The 19,777-nt window shown below is 68.6% G+C and carries 16 protein-coding genes, 4 pseudogenes and 1 riboswitch; of the genes and pseudogenes, 8 read left to right on the top strand and 12 right to left on the bottom strand.

Going from position 1 to position 19,777, the window contains the following annotated elements; translation table 11 throughout:
- The first annotated feature begins 5 nt into the window (after positions 1-5).
- Positions 6-2,825, top strand: a complete 2,820-nt coding sequence (locus tag C7T91_RS39080) for a hypothetical protein (RefSeq protein ID WP_407943259.1) — start codon at positions 6-8, stop codon at positions 2,823-2,825.
- Here C7T91_RS39080 and C7T91_RS05020 read toward each other — a convergent pair.
- Positions 2,716-3,228: pseudogene (locus tag C7T91_RS05020) on the bottom strand (gamma-glutamylcyclotransferase); the annotation flags it as partial. The gene C7T91_RS39080 and the pseudogene C7T91_RS05020 sit on opposite strands and share 110 nt — an antisense overlap.
- 63 nt (positions 3,229-3,291) lie before the next feature.
- Here C7T91_RS05020 and C7T91_RS05015 point away from each other — a divergent pair.
- The 3 genes from C7T91_RS05015 (at position 3,292) to C7T91_RS05005 (ending at position 5,920) form a co-directional block, all read left to right on the top strand.
- On the top strand, positions 3,292-4,041 hold the full coding sequence (locus C7T91_RS05015) for a DUF2125 domain-containing protein (protein WP_161555746.1): 750 nt from the start codon (positions 3,292-3,294) through the stop codon (positions 4,039-4,041).
- An 82-nt stretch (positions 4,042-4,123) separates the two neighbouring features.
- Positions 4,124-4,474: a hypothetical protein gene (locus C7T91_RS05010; RefSeq protein WP_145962778.1), complete on the top strand. Its 351-nt coding sequence runs from the start codon at positions 4,124-4,126 to the stop codon at positions 4,472-4,474.
- A 96-nt stretch (positions 4,475-4,570) separates the two neighbouring features.
- Positions 4,571-5,920: a PepSY-associated TM helix domain-containing protein gene (locus tag C7T91_RS05005; protein WP_108258232.1), complete on the top strand. Its 1,350-nt coding sequence runs from the start codon at positions 4,571-4,573 to the stop codon at positions 5,918-5,920.
- A 39-nt stretch (positions 5,921-5,959) separates the two neighbouring features.
- Here C7T91_RS05005 and nrdF read toward each other — a convergent pair whose 3' ends face one another.
- The 4 genes from nrdF to nrdH are packed head-to-tail and all read right to left on the bottom strand — an operon-like array spanning position 5,960 to position 9,708.
- A complete protein-coding gene (nrdF, locus tag C7T91_RS05000; protein WP_108258231.1) occupies positions 5,960-6,931 on the bottom strand; it encodes a class 1b ribonucleoside-diphosphate reductase subunit beta in 972 nt (323 codons plus the stop codon).
- An 8-nt stretch (positions 6,932-6,939) separates the two neighbouring features.
- Positions 6,940-9,081, bottom strand: a complete 2,142-nt coding sequence (gene nrdE, locus C7T91_RS04995) for a class 1b ribonucleoside-diphosphate reductase subunit alpha (RefSeq protein WP_108258230.1) — start codon at positions 9,079-9,081, stop codon at positions 6,940-6,942.
- Positions 9,054-9,479, bottom strand: a complete 426-nt coding sequence (nrdI, locus tag C7T91_RS04990) for a class Ib ribonucleoside-diphosphate reductase assembly flavoprotein NrdI (RefSeq protein ID WP_108258229.1) — start codon at positions 9,477-9,479, stop codon at positions 9,054-9,056. Before nrdI ends, nrdE begins: the two co-directional genes overlap by 28 nt.
- Positions 9,480-9,483: 4 nt before the next feature.
- Entirely contained in the window at positions 9,484-9,708 is a 225-nt protein-coding gene (nrdH, locus tag C7T91_RS04985; protein ID WP_108258228.1) for a glutaredoxin-like protein NrdH, read from the bottom strand.
- Positions 9,709-9,801: 93 nt separating this feature from the next.
- A riboswitch (cobalamin riboswitch) is annotated at positions 9,802-9,991 on the bottom strand.
- A gap of 237 nt (positions 9,992-10,228) precedes the next feature.
- Here nrdH and C7T91_RS04980 point away from each other — a divergent pair.
- The 3 genes from C7T91_RS04980 to C7T91_RS04970 all read left to right on the top strand — a co-directional run bounded on the left by C7T91_RS04980 (position 10,229) and on the right by C7T91_RS04970 (position 11,615).
- A complete protein-coding gene (locus tag C7T91_RS04980) occupies positions 10,229-10,687 on the top strand; it encodes a hypothetical protein (RefSeq protein ID WP_108258227.1) in 459 nt (152 codons plus the stop codon).
- A 56-nt stretch (positions 10,688-10,743) separates the two neighbouring features.
- Complete coding sequence (gene hemP / locus C7T91_RS04975; protein WP_108258226.1) at positions 10,744-10,902, top strand: hemin uptake protein HemP; 159 nt, start codon at positions 10,744-10,746, stop codon at positions 10,900-10,902.
- A gap of 278 nt (positions 10,903-11,180) precedes the next feature.
- Positions 11,181-11,615, top strand: coding sequence for an ROK family protein (locus C7T91_RS04970; RefSeq protein WP_145962777.1), 435 nt, complete (start codon positions 11,181-11,183; stop codon positions 11,613-11,615).
- A gap of 150 nt (positions 11,616-11,765) precedes the next feature.
- Here C7T91_RS04970 and C7T91_RS04965 read toward each other — a convergent pair whose 3' ends face one another.
- From C7T91_RS04965 to C7T91_RS04955, 3 genes and pseudogenes are all read right to left on the bottom strand, one after another.
- On the bottom strand, positions 11,766-13,586 hold the full coding sequence (locus tag C7T91_RS04965; RefSeq protein ID WP_108258224.1) for an aminopeptidase P family protein: 1,821 nt from the start codon (positions 13,584-13,586) through the stop codon (positions 11,766-11,768).
- A 484-nt stretch (positions 13,587-14,070) separates the two neighbouring features.
- Positions 14,071-14,166 (bottom strand): annotated as a pseudogene (locus C7T91_RS34760) (hypothetical protein); the annotation flags it as partial.
- An 8-nt stretch (positions 14,167-14,174) separates the two neighbouring features.
- Positions 14,175-14,501, bottom strand: a pseudogene (locus tag C7T91_RS04955) (L-serine ammonia-lyase, iron-sulfur-dependent, subunit alpha); the annotation flags it as partial.
- Between C7T91_RS04955 and C7T91_RS04950 the strand changes: the two are divergent.
- The gene (locus tag C7T91_RS04950; protein ID WP_145962776.1) at positions 14,392-15,732 is read left to right on the top strand and encodes an FAD-binding oxidoreductase; all 1,341 of its coding nucleotides are present in this window, start codon (positions 14,392-14,394) and stop codon (positions 15,730-15,732) included. The pseudogene C7T91_RS04955 and the gene C7T91_RS04950 overlap by 110 nt on opposite strands.
- Before the next feature lie 159 nt (positions 15,733-15,891).
- On the opposite strand, the pseudogene C7T91_RS39075 reads toward C7T91_RS04950, so the two are convergent.
- The 4 genes and pseudogenes from C7T91_RS39075 to C7T91_RS04930 all read right to left on the bottom strand — a co-directional run.
- Positions 15,892-16,374 (bottom strand): annotated as a pseudogene (locus tag C7T91_RS39075) (HAD family hydrolase); the annotation flags it as partial.
- Positions 16,375-16,377: 3 nt separating this feature from the next.
- The gene (locus tag C7T91_RS04940; protein ID WP_108258223.1) at positions 16,378-17,847 is read right to left on the bottom strand and encodes a mannitol dehydrogenase family protein; all 1,470 of its coding nucleotides are present in this window, start codon (positions 17,845-17,847) and stop codon (positions 16,378-16,380) included.
- Between the two features lie 81 nt (positions 17,848-17,928).
- Positions 17,929-18,930: an ABC transporter ATP-binding protein gene (locus tag C7T91_RS04935; RefSeq protein ID WP_108258222.1), complete on the bottom strand. Its 1,002-nt coding sequence runs from the start codon at positions 18,928-18,930 to the stop codon at positions 17,929-17,931.
- 13 nt (positions 18,931-18,943) lie between these two features.
- Positions 18,944-19,774, bottom strand: coding sequence for a carbohydrate ABC transporter permease (locus C7T91_RS04930; protein ID WP_108258221.1), 831 nt, complete (start codon positions 19,772-19,774; stop codon positions 18,944-18,946).
- Between the last annotated feature and the right edge of the window lie 3 nt (positions 19,775-19,777).

Here is a 19,777-nt window from a genome sequence, read left to right as displayed (position 1 = left end):
AGGACCTGGCGCTCGGAGCGGACATAGTCGCCGCCGGTCCGGCGCGGCCACTTGTCCCGTTCGCCCAGACGGAGGCCGCGCTCGAAGGCCTGCGCGCCGAGGTCGCCGCGCGTCCGAATACCGAGCTGCGCGAGGTCACCGTGCGCGATGCCGAGGGCAACGAGGGGTCGCTGGTGATGCAGGCGGTCTCCGAGGCGCTGGCCGACGAGCCGCGCGCCCGGGTCGCCGGGATCGTCGTGGTTTCCGATGGCCAGATCCACGACATGGCGCAGATGCCCGCGGTGCCCGCGCCGGTGCATCTGCTGATGACCGGGCATGACACCGACTGGGACCGCCGCCTGATCGTCAGGAACGCGCCAGCCTTCGCCATCCTGAACGAGGAATTCCACCTGACGCTGCGGATCGAGGACCAGGGCGACGTGCCCGAGGGCATCGGCGGCGCGGCGAACCTTGCGCTGTCGGTCGATGGCAGCGAGCCGCAGACCTACCGCGTGCCGGTCGGGCAGGACATCGACCTGCCGGTGGTGCTGCCCCATGGCGGGATGAACGTGATCCAGTTCACGCTGGAGGATGCGCCCGGAGAGCTGACCGACCGCAACAATTCCGCGGTGCTGCAGATCAACGGCGTGCGCGACCGGCTGCGGGTGCTCCTGGTCTCGGGCGAGCCGCATGCGGGCGAGCGCACCTGGCGCAACCTGCTGAAATCCGACAGCTCGGTCGATCTCGTCCATTTCACCATCCTGCGCCCGCCCGAGAAGCAGGACGGCGTGCCGGTGACCGAACTCAGCCTCATCGCCTTCCCGACGCGCGAGCTTTTCCTCGAGAAGATCGACGAGTTCGACCTGATCATCTTCGACCGCTACAAGCGGCGCGGCATCCTGCCGGTGATCTATCTCGACAACATCCGCCAATACGTGATGGATGGCGGCGCGGTGCTGGTCGCCGCCGGTCCGGATTTCGCGGGCGCCACCTCGATCTACCGCACGCCGCTGAGCGAGATCATCCCGGCCGAGCCGACCGCGCGGGTCTACGAGGAGGGGTTCAAGCCGCTCCTGACCGATCTGGGGCGGCGGCATCCGGTGACCGAGGGGCTTGATGCCTGGGGGGCGGAGAACGCGCCCGAGGGCGAGACGGCGCCGCATTGGGGCCGCTGGTTCCGGATGATCGATCTCGACCCGAAATCGGGCGAGACGGTGATGTCGGGGCCGGAGGACAAGCCCCTGCTGGTGCTCGACCGGGTCGGAGAGGGGCGCGTGGCGCTGCTGGCCTCCGACCATGCCTGGCTGTGGAACCGCGGCTTCGAGGGCGGCGGGCCGCAGCTCGAGCTGCTGCGCCGCCTCGCGCATTGGATGATGAAGGAGCCCGAACTGGAGGAAGAGGCGCTCTGGGCCGAGGCCGAGGGCCAGTCGATGACCGTGATCCGCCGCACGCTGGAGGACGGGATCGGCACGATCACCGTGACCGGGCCCGGCGGCGAAAGCTGGGAGCTCGAGGCCGGGGAGGTCAGCCCGGGCCGGTTCGAGGCGGAGTTCGACGCGCCCGAGATCGGGCTCTACCGGATCACCGATGGCGATCTCGACGCGGTGATCGCGCTGGGGCCGTCGGCGCCGCGCGAATTCGAGCAGACCATTGCCTCGGGGGAGGCGATCGCGCCGCTGGTCGAGGGCACGCGCGGCGGCGTCATGGCGCTGGAGGACGGCATGCCGGACCTGCGCGAGACCCGCGCGCAGCCTGTCGAGCGCGGCGCCGAGCCCGGCAAGGCGGCTGTCCATGGCGACGCGGTGCGCCTCGGATTCGCGGATCACGCTGTGCAGCTCGCCCATCTGAAGCGCGACCTGGTCGAGCGCCGCGGCGATCGCCGCCCCGTCGCTGCCGCCCTCGCCGTCATTGCCGGCGAAACCGAGCCGGGTGATGGTCGACAGCCATTCCTCGAGCTCGCGGTAGAACCGGTTCTGGCCGTGGCTGGCGAACAGCTCCAGCAGGCCGACGACCAGCGACCCGGCGAGCCCCAGAAGCGAGGAGGCGAAGGCCGTGCCCATGCCGCCGAGCTGGGTTTCCAGCCCCGAGATCAGCCGTCCGAACACCGCCGCGGAATCCTCGCCCGAGGCCGGGGCCAGCGAGCGGATCGTGTCGACCACCGCCGGAACCGTGGTGGCAAGCCCGTAGAAGGTGCCGAGGAGGCCCAGGAAGATCAGAAGGTTGCCCAGATAGCGCGTGATGTCGCGCGCCTCGTCGATGCGGGTGGCGACCGTGTCGAGGATCGAGCGCGACGAGGCCGCGCTGATCTGCATCCGGCCGCGGCGCGACCGCATCAGCGCGGCGAGCGAGGCAAGGAGCCGCGGCGGCCGTGCCAGGTCAATGCCGGGGCGCTCGGCGGCAAAGCCCTCGATCCAGCGGACCGAGGAAATCAGCTGCGCGACCTGCCAGAAACAGGCCAGCACGCCGATCACGAAGACCACGCCGATGGCGCCGTTGAGATAGGGATTGGCGGAGAACACGCTCCAGACCCGCGGCAGCAGGAGCCAGGCGCCGGCCCCGAAGGCGGCGGAGACGGTCACCATCATGAAGATCTGGCGGACCGGCTGGGAAAACTGGGGCGCGGAACTCTGTTCGGACATGGCCATGGCTCCGGTCTAGCCGATTGCGGACGCCCGGAGAATCGCGACCTTCGCCCCGGCGCCCCGAACTACAATTTTGTCACACCGAAAGCGCACGGGCGAGCCAGGCCATGTCGGCATCCTCGAGCCCCAGCTCGATCAGGTGGCGGTGCGTGTTCGCCAGGTAGTCGCGGTTCGGCCCCTTCTCGCCGGTGGCGCCGCCGATGATTCCCGCCTGCTCCTCCAGGCTGAGCCCGCCGGCATATTGGTGATGCGCCGGATCGACCACATAGGTCACCGCCTCGACCGAGCGGCCGTCGGTCAGCGACACGTCGAGCCATTCCTCGCGATAGGCGGACGAGATCAGCTCGCGTTCGCGCAGCGCTTCGATCGCCGCCTCGCGTCCCTCCGGCGCCACGCGGAACGCCACGCCGAGGCAGGACGCGCCTTCGGCGGCATCGAGCGCCAGCACCAGCCCGGGCGTCTCGGGCGTGCCGCGGTAATGCACCGACCACATGCAGAAGGAGCGGTGCCAGCCGTCGAGCCGGGCAAGCTGGCGTTCCGCCGGATCGAAGCAGGGGCTCCACAGGAGCGAGCCGTAGCCGAAAACCCAGAGATCGCGTGTCGCCATGGCGCTGGCCCTCCTTTGCCCCGACTTGTACACAGGGCAGCAACCGGGATGGAAGGGAGCCCCATGAAATATCTGCTCGCCGCAATTCTTGCCGCCGCCATCGGCTGGAGCGGCTACTGGCTCTACGGGGCGCATGCCACGGAGAACGCGATCCGCACCTGGTTCGACGACCGCGAGGCCGAGGCCTGGGTCGCCAATTACGACAGCGTCGACACCGCGGGCTTTCCCAACCGCTTCGACACCACGATCTCCGCGCCCGAGCTGGCCGATCCCGAGACCGGCGTCGCCTGGTCGGCGGAGTTCATCCAGCTGCTGTCGCTGAGCTACAAGCCGAACCACATCATCGCGGTCTGGCCGGACGAGCAGCGGCTGTCGACGCCGCTGGAAACCGTCACGATGGCGACATCGGACCTGCGCGGCAGCCTGATCGTCAACCCGCTGGCCAGGATGGCGATCCAGCGCACGACCATCGAGGGAAGCGACATCCGGCTGGCCTCGACGCTCGACTGGCAGGCCTCGGCCTCTGCGCTGCAGCTGGCGATGCGCCGGACCGAGGCGGCGCAGCCGACCTATGACATCGCGCTGTCGCTCCGGGACGTGACGCCGCCCGCGGTCCTGTCGCGGCTGGTGGAGCGCGCCGGGCTGGAACCGGGCGCGCTCTCGCGCCTATCCCGCAGCGCGAGGTCATGGGGCTGCTGGCGGAGACCGAGGGCTGTGCCGTCATGCTGGTCAGCCACGATGCCGCGTGCGGGTCAAGCCGATGACATCCCGGGGCTCGGCGGCAGCAGGGCCGCGCAGGCGTCCGCCGCTTGATCCGGCCTGCCTGAGCGGTGCTCCGGCGGAGCGCCGAAACAGGGCCTTCCCTGTCCGCGCCCGTCATGGCATGGGGCGGGCCATGACGGCCCGTGTCCTTCTTCCCCTCCTCGGTGTGCTGCTGGCGGCAGCTCTGGCCGCGACCAGCGTGACCTCGGCGCGGATGATGGCGCCGGACCGGGCCGGTCTGGCCATCGGCGCGATGATGCACGGCCATGCCATTCAGCACGGCGATCTCTGCGGCGGAGACGCGGCGCCGGAGCATCACTGTCCGTTCTGCCACGGCCTGCCCGAAACCCCGGTAACCGGCCATGCCGGGATCGAATTCCTGCTGGTGCCGCATGACGGCTGGCGCCGGGGCAGGGACCTCTGGCGCGCAGCGCAGGCGCGCGATCTCAACCATTCCCCGAGGGCGCCCCCGGCCGCGGCCTGACGGCATCCGCCGTCCCGCATCCGGACACGCTGCCGGGCGGCTTCCGCCCGGCCCCTCGGCACGTGCCCGCCTCGGCGGGCCCAAGGAAATGGTTTCATGACCGACACGACCCGACGCGCGGCGGAGGCCGCGCTTTACCGCGCCGTCTGGCGCTGGCATTTCATCGCGGGACTTCTTGTCCTGCCCTTCGTCCTGATCCTCGCCGTCACCGGCGGCATCTATCTCTTCAAGGACGAGATCAACGACGCGGCCCATGCAAGACTCCGCTTCGTCGAGCCCGCGGCAGCAGCGCTCGCGCCGTCGCAGATCGCCGCCGCCGCGCTGGAGGCGCATCCCGGCGAGCTGAAGGCCTATGCGCCGCCCGCCGCTCCGAACCGCTCGGCCGAGGTGGATATCCTCGGGCCGGACGGGCTGAAGGACACGATCTACGTGAATCCCCATGACGGAACGGTACTCGGCAGCCTGTGGGATGGCGCCGCCGCCGGAAGCCCGGCCATGCATGTGGTGCGCAAGCTGCATTCCTTGGAATATGCGGGCTGGCTCGGCAACCGGATGATCGAGGCGGCAGCCGGCTGGATGGTGCTGCTGGTCGCCAGCGGCATCTACCTGTGGTGGCCGCGCGGGCGCGGTCTGGGCACTGTCGCGATCAAGGCCGCGAAGGGCCGCCCGTGGTGGCGCGACCTGCATGCGGTGACCGGCCTTTATGCCGGCGCCTTCATCGTCTTTCTCGCCATGACCGGCCTGCCTTGGTCCTCGGTCTGGGGCGGCAAGTTCTATGACTATTCCTACGCGCTGGGGCTCGGAATGCCGGAAGGCTACTGGTCCGGCAAGCCGGTTTCGACGGTCCCTGCCGCCGATGTGGCCGATCGGGTGCCGTGGATCATGGAAAAGCAGCCCGTGCCGCTCTCCGGAGCCGCGTCGGGCCTGCCGGTGGCGCTGGACAGGGTGGTGGCCGAAGTCGAAGCGCGCGGCATCGTGCCGGGCTATGCCGTTTCCATGCCATCCGGGCCGCAGGGCGTTTTCACTGCCTCGGTCTATCCCGACGACATCCATGACGAGCGGGTGATCCATCTCGACCAGTATACGGGCGAGGTGCTCTACGATGCGGGCTTTGCCGACCTCGGCACGCTCGGCCGCTGGGCGGAATGGGGGATCAGCGTGCACATGGGGCAGGAATGGGGACTGGCGAACCAGATCGTGCTTCTGATCGCCTGCATGGCGATGGTGGCGCTCTGCGTCTCGGCGGCAGTCATGTGGTGGAAGCGGCGTCCGTCGGGGGCGCTCGGCGTGCCGCAGGTCCCCGCCGGCTGGCGCATCCCGCGCACGCTGCTGGCGATGGCCGTGGCGGGCGGGATCTTCTTTCCGCTGGTGGGTTTGACAATGGCCGTTCTCGCGGCGGTCGAGATCGCTGTCGCCCTGTCGCAGCGCCGGCTGCGCGCCGCCTGAAAGGGGCAGCGGCGGCCTTAACGGGCCGCCGCTGCCTGTTCAGAACGCCCAGTCCTCATCCTCGGTCGGCACGGCCCGGCCGATGACATAGGAGGACCCGGAGCCGGAGAAGAAATCGTGGTTCTCGCTGTCGGGGGCCAGCGCGGCGAGGATCGCCGGGTTCACCTGGCAGGCCTCGGGCGGGAAGAGCGCCTCGTAGCCCAGGTTCATCAGCGCCTTGTTGGCGTTGTAGTGCAGGAAGGCCTTCACTTCCTCGGTCAGGCCGCTGCCGTCATAGAGGTCCCCGGCATAAAGCGCCTCGATGCCGTAGAGGTCGAAGAGGAGCGAGAAGGCGTAGTCCTTCAGTTCTGCCCGGCGGCCGTCGCTTTCGCGGGCCGCCGCCTGCTGGAATTTCAGCCCGATATAGTAGCCGTGGATCGCCTCGTCGCGGATGATCAGCCGGATCAGGTCGGCGGTGTTGGTCAGCCGCGCCCGCGATGACCAGTGCATCGGCAGGTAGAAGCCGGAATAGAACAGGAACGATTCCAGGAAGACGCTGGCGATCTTGCGCTTCAGCGGGTCGGCACCGGGCGCATAGGTGTCGCTGACCGCGCGCGCCTTGGCCTGCAGATGCGGGTTTTCCTCGGCCCAGCGGAAGGCCTCGTCCACCTCGGCCATCGGGCAGAGCGTCGAGAAGATCGAGGAATAGCTGCGCGCATGCACCGCCTCCATGAAGGCGATATTGGCCAGCACCGCCTCCTCGTGCGGGGTCTGCGCATCCGCCATCATCGCGGGCGCCCCGGTTCCGGCCTGGATCGTGTCGAGCAGCGTCAGCCCGGTGAAGACCCGTATCGTCAGCCGCTGCTCGGCCTCGCTGAGCTGGGCCCAGCTCTGCACGTCGTTGGACAGCGGCACCTTCTCGGGCAGCCAGAAATTCGCGGTCAGGCGGTTCCAGACCTCCAGATCCTTGGGGTCGGCCACGCGGTTCCAGTTGACCGCGCGGAGCGGGCGGGTTCCGGTCATGTCTTTCATGGCAATTCTCACAGCGTGCAGGAGACGCAGCCCTCGACCCCGGTGCCCTCGAGGGCGTCCTGGCGCAGGCGGATGTAGTAGATGGTCTTGATGCCCTTCTTCCAGGCATGGATCTGGGCGCGGTTGATGTCGCGGGTCGTGGCCTCGGCGGGAAAGAACAGCGTCAGGCTCAGCCCCTGGTCGACATGCTCGGTCGCCGCCGCATAGGTGTCGATCACCGCCTCGGGGCCGATCTCGTAGGCGTCGCGGTAGTAGCCGAGATTGTCGTTGGTCATGTAGGGCGCGGGATGGTAGACGCGGCCGATCTTGCCTTCCTTGCGGATCTCGATCCGCGCCGCGACGGGATGGATCGAGGACGTGGCGTTGTTGATGTAGCTGATCGAACCGGTGGGCGGCACCGCCTGAAGGTAGCGGTTCCAGAGCCCGTCCTCGATCACCGCGTCCCTCAGCGCTGCCCAGTGGCCGCGGGAGGGAAGATCGATGCCGAAGCGCTCGAACAGGGCGGCCGCCTCCGGCGTCTCCGGCAGCCAGTCGCGCGTGACGTATTTCGCGAAGAACGAACCATCGGCATAGGCCGAGTCCGCGAAACCGGCGAAGCTCCGCCCGTGCTCGCGGGCCAGCGCGTTCGAGGCGCGCAGGGCGTGGTAGGCCACGGCGGCGAAATAGCAGGAGGTGAAGTCGATCGCCTCCTTGCTGCCATAATGGATGCACTCGCGGGCGAGAAAGCCGTGCAGGTTCATCTGCCCAAGGCCGATGGCGCGGCTTTCGTCATTGCCGCGGCGGATCGAGGGGACCGAGTCGATGGCGGACATCTCGCTGACCGCCGTGAGGGCGCGCACCGCGGTTTCCACCGTGCGGCCCAGATCGCCGCCATCCATCGCGCGGGCGATGTTGAGGCTGCCGAGATTGCAGGAGATATCAGTGCCCAGATGCGCGTAGCTGAGGTCGTCGTTGAATTTGCTGGCCTCGGCGACCTGCAGGATCTCGGAACACAGGTTCGACATGGTGATGCGGCCCGCGATCGGGTTGGCGCGGTTCGCCGTGTCCTCGAACAGGATATAGGGATAGCCGGATTCGAACTGGATCTCGGCCAGCGTCTGGAAGAAGGCGCGGGCGTTGATCTTCGTCTTGCGGATGCGCTTGTCGTCGACCAACTCGCCGTATTTCTCGGTGACCGAGATTTCCGAGAAGGGCAGGCCGTAGACCCGCTCGACGTCATGCGGCGAGAACAGGTGCATCTCGGCATTGCGCCGCGCCAGCTCGAAGGTCACGTCCGGGATGACGACGCCCAGCGACAGCGTCTTGATGCGGATCTTCTCGTCGGCATTCTCCCGCTTGGTGTCGAGAAACCGCAGGATATCCGGGTGATGGGCATTGAGATACACCGCCCCCGCCCCCTGCCGCGCGCCCAGCTGGTTGGCATAGGAAAAGCTGTCCTCCAGCAGTTTCATGATCGGGATCACGCCCGAGGACTGGTTCTCGATCCCCTTGATCGGCGCGCCGTGCTCGCGGATGTTGGTGAGCATCAAGGCCACGCCGCCGCCGCGTTTCGACAGCTGCAGCGCCGAATTGATGCCGCGCCCGATCGACTCCATCGTGTCTTCGAGCCTGAGCAGGAAGCACGAGACCAGCTCGCCGCGCGATTTCTTGCCGGCGTTCAGGAAGGTCGGGGTCGCGGGCTGGAAACGGCCCTCGAGCATCTCCTCCATGAAGGACATCGCCAGCGCCTCGTCGCCGCGCGCCAGCGCCAGCGCGACCATGACGACGCGGTCCTCGTAGCGTTCCAGATAGCGCGCGCCGTCACGGGTCTTCAGCGTGTAGCTGGTGTAGTACTTGAAGGCGCCGAGGAAGGTCGCGAACCGGAACTTCTTGGCGAAGGCGGCCTCCCAGATGCGGCGCAGGAAAGCGCGCGGATATTGTTCCAGCACCTGCGTCTCGTAATAGCCCTCGTCGACCAGATAGCCGAGCTTCTCGTCGAGCGAGTGGAAGAACACGGTGTTCTGGTTGACGTGGCTCAGGAAATACTGCCGCGCGGCCATGCGGTCCGCCTCGAAACGGATACGCCCCTCGCTATCGTAGAGGTTCAGCATCGCGTTCAGCGCGTGGTGGTCGAGCCCGGCGCTCAGGCCGTGATCAGGGGTATCGAGCATGTCCGCTCCTCGATGAGGTCGAGCCCGGCCGAGACGCGGGCGATGTCGTCAGGGGTTCCCGCCAGTTCCAAGCAATGGACCAGCGGGACGCTGCATTTTTCCGCGATGATCCGCCCCGCCAGCGCGAAGGTCGGCCCGAAGCTGCGGTTGCCGGTGCCGATCACGCCGCAAAGCGCAGCGCGGCGGGCAGGGCCGTTCAGCCAGCGGATCACCTGTTTCGGCACCGCGCCGCGGCCTGCGCCATCGGCATAGGTCGGGCAGATCAGCAGGCAGGGGCCGGGCGCCTCCGGCATCGGATCGCCGGGGCTGGCCGGAATCCGGACGGCCGGACGTCCCAGCCGCGCGGCGAAACGGGCGGTGTTGCCGCTGGCGGAAGAATAATAGACGAGGCCGGCCAAGGGATCAGGCGGCCAGCCCGGCGATCCGGTCGGGGCGGAAGCCGGACCAATGGTCCTCTCCGGCGATCACCACCGGCGCCTGGCGGTAGCCCAGCCCGGTGACGCGCTGCAGGGCGGCGGCATCCTCGGTCAGGTCGACCAGCGCATAGGCGATGCCCTTCGCGTCGAGCGCGCGGGTCGTGGCGGTGCATTGCACGCAGGCGGGCTTGGAATAGACGGTTACGGTCATTGCTGCATCCTCTTTGCGGGGCATGAGGACGCGCGGGACGGGCAGGGGGGTGCCCTGCCTTGCCGGTGCACGCCCCGAACCCTCCGTTCGCGGTCATCCTGTCTGGCTGCGGCAGGTCTCCTGGCTTGCGGGTCACCGCTCCGGCCGCGCCTTCCCGGGAGAACCCAGTGGCATTCGCGACCATCGCTCGCCGCTTACAGTTGCGGGGGCAGCGCCGGCATCGAACCGGCTTCCCTCTTAGCCCGCGACTCACGCCGCAGGAACCGAAGCACCTACATATAGACTATATGATCGAAGTTCCGTCAATATACTGAATTATTCTGCAAGCCTGACCAAGCGACTGGCCCGGCCATCCACTTGAAGCGGAGTGCCGAAGCCGATCATGCTTGCACCGGCAAGATATCCGACATAAAAAATCAGGTAATAGCTGGACAAGCCCCGTTCCGGCGCAATCCACCCGCCAGCGTGTCCTGCCGTCGTCCGGACAGAGCCAGTCCTGCAACAGATCCGGAGACCGACGATGAGCATCTGGCCCCGCACCCCGACCAACCGCGGCCGCGCGAAGCAGCGCCCCTCCCGCCGCCCGCCTGATCACGTGCTCTCAGAGGAGGATGCCGCGATCCTCGGCATCGCGCGGCATCTCTTCGACACGTTCGGCCGACCCGGCAGCCAGTCCTGGCGCCACGCGATTGCGGCCTCCGAACGGCTCGGCGGACCGCCCGGGCTGCTCACTGCGCTGGTCGAAGCGGTCGAGGCGATGTGCCTGTCGCGCCGCTCGGTCTTCCGCTTCTCGAACCCGAACTGCCCCGGCTGCGCCGCGAAGCTGACCCCGCATGAGCGCCAGTTCATGGCCTGCCTCCGGCATGTCCGCCGCGGCGAGCCTGACCTGGCCGCCCGCCATGCGTTCCTGCTTTGCGAAGGCAACGACACGCGGCAGTTCCTCGACAGCATCGGCCGCATTCCGGCACGGGGCGCCTGACCGGCTGGCCCGGCAATCCCATCCGCCGCAGGAGCGGCTTTCGACAGGAGACAGACATGCAGGATGGCGGCAGTACGGCAGAGAGCTTCGGGCAGACGCCCAGATACGAGGCGCGCGACCTGGTTGCGGAAGGGACGACGGCGCTCATCCATCTCGACGGGCAGGTCTATACGCTGCGCATCACGCGGATGGGAAAGTTGATCCTGACGAAATAGGGCCGGAGCCTGCGTCGCTGGCTCCGGCTTGCTGCGCTCCCTTCGGGATGCGTGGCTGGCCCGGGCTGGCTGCGTGCGGCTGGCGGAAGCTGGCTTTCGGGGAAATTCTTGCGCGCAATTCGCGGCGGGGCAAGCGCAACAAACCTGACAGGAACGCTTTTTCCGCGCGAGGCCATGAAAGATGCAGACGAAAGGGGTGTTGACGCAGGTTCACGTGCCGATTTCCATGGCTGCATGAAGCTGCAATCCTGCTCTCCCGCGGGCCGGCAATGAGGCCGGTGTCCCGTTCGCTCCTGTCGGCGGCCCTGCTGGCTGCCGTGCTTGCGGGTCTTGCGGGGTCGGTTCTGCTTGAAACGCGGCAGTTCCAGCGGCTCGCGGCGCGCGAGGGACTGGCCCGTGCGCAGGCGGAGACGCTGTCGCGGCTGGCGGCGGAGCTGGACGGTGCGCTGCTCGAAACCGTGCTCGGCGCGGCGATGCCGCAGCTCGACCGGGTGCTGAACGCGCTGGCGGCGGTGGCCGATCCCGAATGCATCGTCTTCGGCGGCCAGATCCCGCGCGCCCTGGCCGAGACCTTCATCGCCCGGGCGCAGTTCTTCGCGCGGCCGCGGCACGGCCATCTGAACCCCTTGCCCGAACTTGTGGTCTCCGGGCTCGGCGGCGACACCCCGGCGATCGGCGCGGCCTGCCTGCCGCTCCGGGCGCTCGCCTTCTGAGCGGAGAAAAGAAGGCCGGTTCCTGGGAACCGGCCTGTCTTGCGCAATGAAAGAGGGAGGGGACTGTCCGGACTGGCAGGTCCATGGTCCACGCAGCTTGAGTACCCCAACCCGGCCCGCCGCGGTATTGCGGTATTCCCTACCGCTAGGTCAAAGCGGCTCGGTCACCCGTTCCAGCCAGGCTGCGGCGCCGCGGCTGACGAGCGGCGCCAGCCGGTCGCAGGTCTCGGCATGGTAGGCGTTGAGCCAGGCGCGTTCGGGCGGCGTCAGCATGTCGGCCAGGATCATGCGGCGGTCGAAGGGCACATAGGTCAGCGTCTCGAAATCGAACATGCCGCGCTCCGCGTCGCCGCCCGCCAGCGCCGGGGCCTCCTGCACAACGATCAGGTTCTCCAGCCGGATGCCGAAGGACCCGTCGCGGTAGTAGCCGGGCTCGTTCGACAGGATCATGCCGGGCTGCAGCACCTCGGTGCTCGCCCGCGAGATCCGCTGCGGGCCTTCATGGACCGACAGGTACTGGCCGACGCCATGGCCGGTGCCGTGGTTGAAATCCTGCCCCGCCTGCCAGAGCGGCATCCGCGCCAGCGCGTCGAGGTCGCGCCCGGCCACGCCCTTCGGGAAGCGCGCCATCGAGATCGCGATCAGCCCGCGCAGCACGCGGGTGTAGCAGGTCTTCTCCTCGGCCCCTGCGCTGCCGACGGCCATGGTGCGGGTGATGTCGGTGGTGCCGTCAAGATACTGTCCGCCGCTGTCGACCAGCACCAGCTCGCCGGCCTTCAGCGGGCGGTTGGTCTCCTCGGTGACGCGGTAATGCATGATCGCGCCGTTCGGCCCGGCACCGCAGATCGTGTCGAAGGAGATGTCGCGCAGCGCGCCTGTGGCGGCGCGGCACGCCTCGAGCTTCTTCACCACGTCGATCTCGGTCAGGGCCTCGCCGCCCGCGGCCAGCCGGTCGGTGGCCTTTTCCAGCCAGGCGAGGAACTCGACCACTGCGGCGGCGTCGCGGGAATGCGCGCCGCGCGCGGCAGCGATCTCGGTCTCCGACTTGCAGGCCTTGGGCAGGAGGCAGGGTTCGCGGCCGAAGGCCACCTCCGCGCCCGCCGAGACCAGCGCGGCATGGACCGCGACCGGCACGCTCGACTTGTCGAGACGCACCTTGCCGGACAGCTTGGCCAGCGCCGGGCCGAAGCTGTCCGGCTCATGGATGCGGATGCCGCTGCCCAGATGGTTGCCGAGTCCGGCGAGCTTTTCCGGGGCCATGAACAGGTCGAGCGTGGCATCGGCATGGAGCACGGCGAAGCCATGGGCGACCGGCACGCGGGGAATGTCGCCGCCGCGGATGTTCAGCAGCCAGCAGATGCCGTCGGGCTGGGTCAGCACCGCCGCATCCTCGCCTGCCTTGGCCAGCCCCGCGGCCAGGTCGCGGCGCTTCTCGTCCTGCGGCTTGCCGGCCAGATCGGCGGGATAGACGGTGGCGGGGGCCATCGGCGGCGGCGGCTGGTCCTCCCAGAGACGGTCGACCGGGCTCGGCGATTCCACCAGCGTGATGCCGGTCCCGGCCAGCCCCGCGCGCAGCGTCTCGATCTCCTGCACCGTGTGCAGCCAGGGATCGAAGCCGATCTGCGCCTCGTCCGCGACCTGGTCCTTCAGCCAGTCGGCGGGCCGGGTCTCGGGCCAGTCGACCGGGGTATAGGCCTCGGCATCGCATTGCGCCCGTGCCTGCAGCCGGTAGCGCCCGTCGACGAAGACGCCCGCGATCTCCGGCAGCACGATGGCGAAGCCCGCCGAACCGGTGAAGCCGGTCAGCCAGGCCAAGCGGTCGTCATGGCCGGCGACATACTCGCCCTGATGGGCATCGGCGCGCGGCACGATGAAGCCGTCGAGCCCGTCTTCGGCCAGCGCCCTGCGGAAGGCGGCGAGCCGCGGCGGGCCCTGGTCGGGGCTTGCGGTGGAGGTGAAGCTCTGGAACACGGGCGGTCCCCCTATGACTGGCCACCTGCACGGGGTAGCGCGGGACGGGGCATCGCGCGGGCCGGATGCGGTGCGGCGGCACGCCGAGACGGCAGGGGCCGCGGAGGCGGCCCTCCATATGCGCCGGCAGCGCCACGCGGTTGCCCCCGAAAGAGAGCTGGCCGTCCTCGATCCGGCCGCCGATCACGTTCATCGGCGGGTCGTAGAAGATCTCCGCCACCTTGACCGAGGCCGGGGCGGCATGGACCTCGGCGGCGGGGCCGGACTGCAGGATGCGGCCCTCGTCCATCACGATGGCGGTGCCGCCCATCTGCAGTGCCTCGTCGGGTTCCGTCGTCGAATAGACGACCGTCGCCCCGCCGTCGCGGAAGATGCCCCGCAGGTCGGCGCGCAGCTCCTCGCGCAGCTTGTAGTCGAGATTGACCAGCGGCTCGTCGAGCAGCAGGAGCCCCGCGCCCTTGACCAGCGCCCGCGCGATGGCGAGCCGCTGCTGCTGGCCGCCGGACAGGTTCTGCGGCAGCCGCCCGAGCAGGTGGTCGATATGGACCATGCGCGCCGCCTCGGCGACCTTGCGCGCGATCTCGTCCGCAGGTTCACGGCGATGCCGCCCTGCGAGGTTTCCTTGTACTTCTCGTTCATGTCGCGGCCGGTCTCCAGCATGACCCGGACGCAGTTGTCGAGCGGCATGAAATGCTCGCCGTCGCCGCGCAGCGCCAGAGAGGCCGCCGAGACCGCCTTGATCGCGCCGAGCGCGTTGCGCTCGATGCAGGGCACCTGCACGAGGCCCGCAGCCGGGTCGCAGGTCATGCCCAGATGGTGCTCGAGCGCGATCTCCGCCGCGTTCTCCACCTGTTCGTTGGTGCCGCCGAGCGCCGCGCAGAGCCCCGCAGCCGCCATCGCCGCCGCCGAGCCGACCGGGCTGCCGGTCTTTCCGCAGGGCGGCAATACCGGGCTCTGCTACGGCGCGGTGCCGCGGGACGGGCTGGTCGTGGCGATGTCGCGGATGCGGACGGTGCGCGGCTTCGACCGGGCCTCGGGGCTGCTGACGGTCGAGGCCGGAATGACCCTGGCGGAGGTGCACGAATTCGCAGCCCGGGAAGGCCTGCAGTTCCCGCTGCACCTGGGCAGCGAGGGCACGGCGCAGATCGGCGGGCTGATCTCGACCAATGCCGGCGGCACCGGCGTGCTGCGCTACGGAGCGATGCGGGATCTCGTGGCGGGGGTCGAGCTGGTGCTGGCCGACGGCCGCGTGCTCGATGATCTCGCGGCGCTGCCGAAGGACAACCGCGGCTATCCGCTGCGCCATCTGGTGGCAGGGGCCGAGGGCACGCTGGGGCTGGTGACGGCGGCAACCTTGCGGCTGTCCCCTGCCATGCAGGACCGCGCCCACGCCTGGCTTGCCGTGGAGACCGCGGAGCAGGCGCTGGAGCTGGCCTCCCGCCTGCGCGCTGAGGCGGGCGACGTGCTGGAGGCGCTTGAGCTTCTCGACCGCGCGCAAGTCTCTTACGTCCAGCGCCACATCCCCGGCACGCGCATGCCTTTCGCGGAAACGCCTGCCTGGTCGCTGATGGTGGAACTCGCCTCTACCCGCGCGGATGCCGGGATGCAGGGGCTGCTGGAATGCGCGCTGGAATCTGCCTTCGAGGACGGGCTGATCCGCGACGCGGTGATCGCCCAGAGCGCGGGGCAGGGGGCGGAGATCTGGCATTTCCGCCATTCGGTGACCGAAGCCAATGCCCGCCAGGGCGTCGGCGTGGTCATGGATACCTCCGTCCGTCCGGGCCGGATCGCGCAGTTCATCGCCGATGCCGATGCGGTCACCGAGGCGCGCTTTCCCGAGGCGGAACGCGCCATCACCGCCCATATCGGCGACGGCAATGTCCATTACATCGTGATGTTCCCGCAGGATGCCTGGGCGGCACATGCGGATCCGATCGCGAAGGAGATGGAGGTCGAGACCGCCATCCACGACGTGGTCGCGCGCCATGGCGGCAGCTTCTCGGCCGAGCACGGCATCGGGCGCAAGCTGGCGACGGAGATGTCCCGCCTCGGCGATCCGGTGCGGCTGGAGATCCTGCGCGGCATCAAGGCGGCCTTCGATCCGGAAGGCCTGATGAACCCGGGCGTGCTCCTGCCCCCGGCATGACGCCTGCCAGCCCGCGCTGCCGTTCCTTGCGGGCCGGGGCCCGACCCGGCTTCCGTTGGTCTGTCGTCCCGGGCCCCGCCGGGCCGGGCCTTCCTGCCGCACGGCGCGCATGCCCGCCGCCCTGGCGGCGGCCAGACCGGCGGGGCTGTCCTCGATCACCACGCAGGCGGCCGGGTCCGCGCCCATGCGGGAGGCAGCGAAGAAGAAAAGATCGGGGGCAGGCTTGCCGCGCGCGACCATGGTGGCGCTGAAGACGTTGGGTTCGAAAAGCGGCAGCAATCCGGTGAGGGTCAGCGAGCGGCGGATGCGCTCGGGCTGGCTCGACGAGGCGACGCAGACCGGACCGCCGATGGCGCCGACCGCCTCGGCGATGCCGGGGATCGGCCTCAGCTCGGCATCGAAGCGCTCGAAGAGCCGGGCGCGGATCCCGGCCAGCATGCCGTCGGTCAGCTCGAAGCCGCGCTCGCGCCGCAGCCAGTCCGCGACAGAGGCCATGGAGCGGCCGAGAAGCGCGCGGTAGCCGGTGTCGTGATCTAGATCGCAGCCCTGCTCGCCCAGATAGCCGACCAGCACGTTGAGCGAGATCGGTTCGCTGTCGACCAGCACCCCGTCGCAATCGAAGATGACCAGCCGCTCCGGCATCGCTCAGCCCTCCAGGTAGCGGGACAGAACCGCCGCAGTGCCGTCCTTCCCGAGCGCCTGCAGATTGCGGGCGAAGGCCTCGGCGAAACGGGCGTTTCCGGCGAGATCGCCGTAGATTGCCTTCTGGCCGAGCCAGGCCTGCGGTCGGGACTGCGCCTCCTGCGCGACGGCGGCGAGGCTGTCCCAGTTCGGATCGTTCGGCGCGATCGCGGCGCCGCTGTCGGTCACCCCGGCACAGTAGCGGCACCAGAGCGCGCATTCCAGTGCCAGCCCCTCGATCGGGCCGCCCGAAGCGAGCGCGTCGCGCAGCGTCGGCAGGATGAATTTCGGCTGGCGGTTCGAGCCGTCCAGACAGAGGCGGCGCACCGTGTCGCCGATCTTCGGGTTGGAGAACCGCGTTTCGATCAGATCGAAATACCCGGCCAGGCTGGTATCCGGGACCGGCGGGACGTTCGGGATGATCTCGGTCTCCTCGAGCTTCCTGAGGAAGCCGCGGATCAGCGGATGCTCCATCGCCTCATGGACGAAATGGATGTCCATCAGCCCGGCCGGATAGGCGATCACCGCATGGCCGCCGTTGAGGATGCGCAGCTTCATCAGCTCGTAGGGCGCAACATCGGGGACGAACTGCACGCCAGCCTTTTCCAGCGGCGGGCGGCCGAGCGGGAAGTTGTCCTCCATCACCCATTGGGTGAAGCCCTCGCAGAAGACCGGCCAGCCGTCCTCAAGCCCGAACTCATCGCGCAGGATGCCGCGCTCGCGCTCGGTGGTGGCCGGGGTGATCCGGTCGACCATGGAATTCGGGAAGGCGACATTCGCCTCGATCCAGTCCGCCAGCGCCGGATCGGAAAGCCGCGCCAGCCCGGTCAGCGTGTTCCGCGTGACGACGCCGTTATGGGGAATGTTGTCGCAGCACATCACGGTGAAGGGCGGAAGACCATGGTCATGGCGGAGTTCCAGCGCGGCGAGGATCATGCCGAAGACCGTCTTCGGCGCTTCGGGCGTGGCGGCATCGGCCGCCATCGCCGGATGGGCCGGATCGAAACGGCCTTCGCTGTCGAGGAAATAGCCGCCCTCGGTGATGGTCAGCGACACGATGCGGATGTCGGGCCGGGACATGCGCTCGATGATCGCGTCGGCATTGGCCGGCTCGACATAGTTCACCATCGAGCCGATGATCTTGGCGCGGCTGCTCTCCGCCTCCTGCTCGACAAGCGTGGTCATCCAGTCCTGCGCCGCGAGGATGTCGCGGCCACGCTTCTCGCCTTCGAAGACCCCGGCGCCGACCAGCGCCCAGTCCATCCCCTCGCCCATGGCGAAGAGCCGGTCGAGATACTCGGCCTGGTGCGCACGGTGGAAATTGCCGAGGCCGAAATGCAGGATGCCGGGGGTCAGCCGGGCGCGGTCATAGCCGGGACCCGCAACATTGGCAGGCAGCGAGGACAGGGCGGAATTCGAGAGACGGAGCGGCATGGGCATGGTCCCATCTATGGATTGGCGCGGCTCCCGCAGGCGCCGCCTGGATTGTCCGGCGGAGGCAGGCTCCGCCCGCGGTCACAGCCGGAGCCCGTCGGCCCCGAAGCGGTGCAGCTGGTCTTCGCGCGGGGTCATGAAGATCGTGTCGCCGTGGCGGAAGCCGATCTCGCCCGAGGCGCGGACCGTGATCACATCCGCCAGTCCGGTGTCATGGACATGGAAGAAGCTGTCGCTGCCCAGATGCTCGGACACTGCGACGCGGCCTTGCCAGAGGCCTTCGGTGGCGGAGACCTCGATATGCTCGGGCCGGATGCCGATCGTGTGGGCGCCATGGGCCGCCGCGGTCTGGCCTTCGATGAAGTTCATCTTGGGCGAGCCGATGAAGCCCGCGACGAAGAGGTTGCGCGGCGCGCGGTAGAGGTCGAGCGGCGAGCCCACCTGCTCGATATGGCCCGCGCGCAGCACCACGATCTTGTCGGCCATGGTCATCGCCTCGACCTGGTCATGCGTCACGTAGATCATCGTGGTGGCGAGGCGTTCGTGCAGCTCGCTGATTTCCAGCCGCATCCCCACCCGCAGGGCGGCGTCGAGGTTCGACAGTGGCTCGTCGAAGAGGAAGGCCGCCGGTTCGCGGACGATGGCGCGGCCGATGGCGACGCGCTGGCGCTGGCCGCCCGAGAGCTGCCCCGGCTTGCGGTCGAGATAGTCGGTGAGGTTGAGCGCCTTGGCAGCGGACTCGATGCGGCGGGCCTGCTCGTCCTCTGGGACATTCGCCATCTTCATCGGGAAGGCGATGTTCTTTCGGACCGACATGTGCGGATAGAGCGCGTAGCTCTGGAACACCATGGCGAGGCGGCGTTTCGCGGGCGGCAGCTCGGTCGCCTCGGCGCCGTCGATCTCGATGCGGCCGGAGGTGACGTCCTCGAGCCCCGCGATCAGCCGCAGGAGGGTGGACTTGCCGCAGCCCGAGGGGCCGACGAAGACGACGAATTCGCCATCGTTGATTTCCAGGTCGAGCGGCGGAATGACCTGCACGTCGCCGAAGCTTTTCGTGACCTGCGAGAGCGTGATTTTTCCCATGGGTTGTTCCCCCTTATTTCACGGCGCCGAAGGTGAGCCCCCGGACCAGTTGCTTCTGGCTGAACCAGCCCATGATGAGGATCGGCGCGATGGCCATGGTGGAGGCGGCCGAGAGCTTGGCGTAGAACAGCCCCTCGGGCGAGGAATAGCTGGCGATGAAGGCGGTCAGCGGCGCGGCCTTGGCGGCGGTCAGGTTCAGCGTCCAGAAGGCCTCGTTCCAGGCGAGGATGATGTTCAGGAGCACGGTGGAGGCCATGCCGGGCACCGCCATCGGCATCAGCACGTGCAGCACTTCTTCCCTCAGCCCCGCCCCGTCCATCCGCGCGGCCTCGAGGATCTCGGAGGGGATCTCGCGGAAATAGGTGTAGAGCATCCAGATGATGATCGGCAGGTTGATCATGGTCAGCACGAAGACCAGCCCGATGCGGGTGTCGAGAAGACCCAGATCGCGGAAGATCAGGTAGAGCGGCACCAGCACGCCCACCGGCGGCAGCATCTTGGTCGACAGCATCCACATCAGCACGTCCTTGGTCCGCTTGCCGGGCACGAAGGCCATGGCCCAGGCGGCGGGAACGGCGATGATCAGCCCGATCAGGGTCGAGCCCACGGAAATGACCACCGAGTTCCAGAAATGCCGGAAGTAGTTGGAGCGCTCCTGCACGGTGAAGTAGTTCTCCAGCGTCCAGGAGAAGTTGAACCAGACGGGCGGATCGGCGATGGCCTCGGCCTCGGTCTTGAAGCTCGTCAGGATGGTCCAGAGGATCGGGAAGAAGATCAGCAGGCCCACGCCCCAGGCGATCGCGGTGTTCAGCGCCTTGCGCTGCGTCTTGACGGCACGCGCCATGGC

Origin of the sequence: Mangrovicoccus ximenensis (assembly GCF_003056725.1) — a bacterium.
GTDB lineage: Bacteria > Pseudomonadota > Alphaproteobacteria > Rhodobacterales > Rhodobacteraceae > Mangrovicoccus > Mangrovicoccus ximenensis.
This window is presented reverse-complemented; position numbering and strand designations above follow the sequence as displayed.

Bases quoted from the DNA above. Each gene is read 5' to 3' on its own strand.
- C7T91_RS04940 (WP_108258223.1), bottom strand. From the start codon at position 17,847: ATGCCGCTCCGTCTCTCGAATTCCGCCCTGTCCTCGCTGCCTGCCAAT.
- C7T91_RS04980 (WP_108258227.1), top strand. From the start codon at position 10,229: ATGAGCATCTGGCCCCGCACCCCGACCAACCGCGGCCGCGCGAAGCAG.
- C7T91_RS05015 (WP_161555746.1), top strand. From the start codon at position 3,292: ATGAAATATCTGCTCGCCGCAATTCTTGCCGCCGCCATCGGCTGGAGC.
- C7T91_RS05010 (WP_145962778.1), top strand. From the start codon at position 4,124: ATGACGGCCCGTGTCCTTCTTCCCCTCCTCGGTGTGCTGCTGGCGGCA.
- hemP (WP_108258226.1), top strand. From the start codon at position 10,744: ATGCAGGATGGCGGCAGTACGGCAGAGAGCTTCGGGCAGACGCCCAGA.
- C7T91_RS04930 (WP_108258221.1), bottom strand. From the start codon at position 19,774: ATGGCGCGTGCCGTCAAGACGCAGCGCAAGGCGCTGAACACCGCGATC.
- nrdH (WP_108258228.1), bottom strand. From the start codon at position 9,708: ATGACCGTAACCGTCTATTCCAAGCCCGCCTGCGTGCAATGCACCGCC.
- nrdE (WP_108258230.1), bottom strand. From the start codon at position 9,081: ATGCTCGATACCCCTGATCACGGCCTGAGCGCCGGGCTCGACCACCAC.
- nrdF (WP_108258231.1), bottom strand. From the start codon at position 6,931: ATGAAAGACATGACCGGAACCCGCCCGCTCCGCGCGGTCAACTGGAAC.
- C7T91_RS04935 (WP_108258222.1), bottom strand. From the start codon at position 18,930: ATGGGAAAAATCACGCTCTCGCAGGTCACGAAAAGCTTCGGCGACGTG.
- C7T91_RS04950 (WP_145962776.1), top strand. From the start codon at position 14,392: ATGCCCAGATGGTGCTCGAGCGCGATCTCCGCCGCGTTCTCCACCTGT.
- C7T91_RS05005 (WP_108258232.1), top strand. From the start codon at position 4,571: ATGACCGACACGACCCGACGCGCGGCGGAGGCCGCGCTTTACCGCGCC.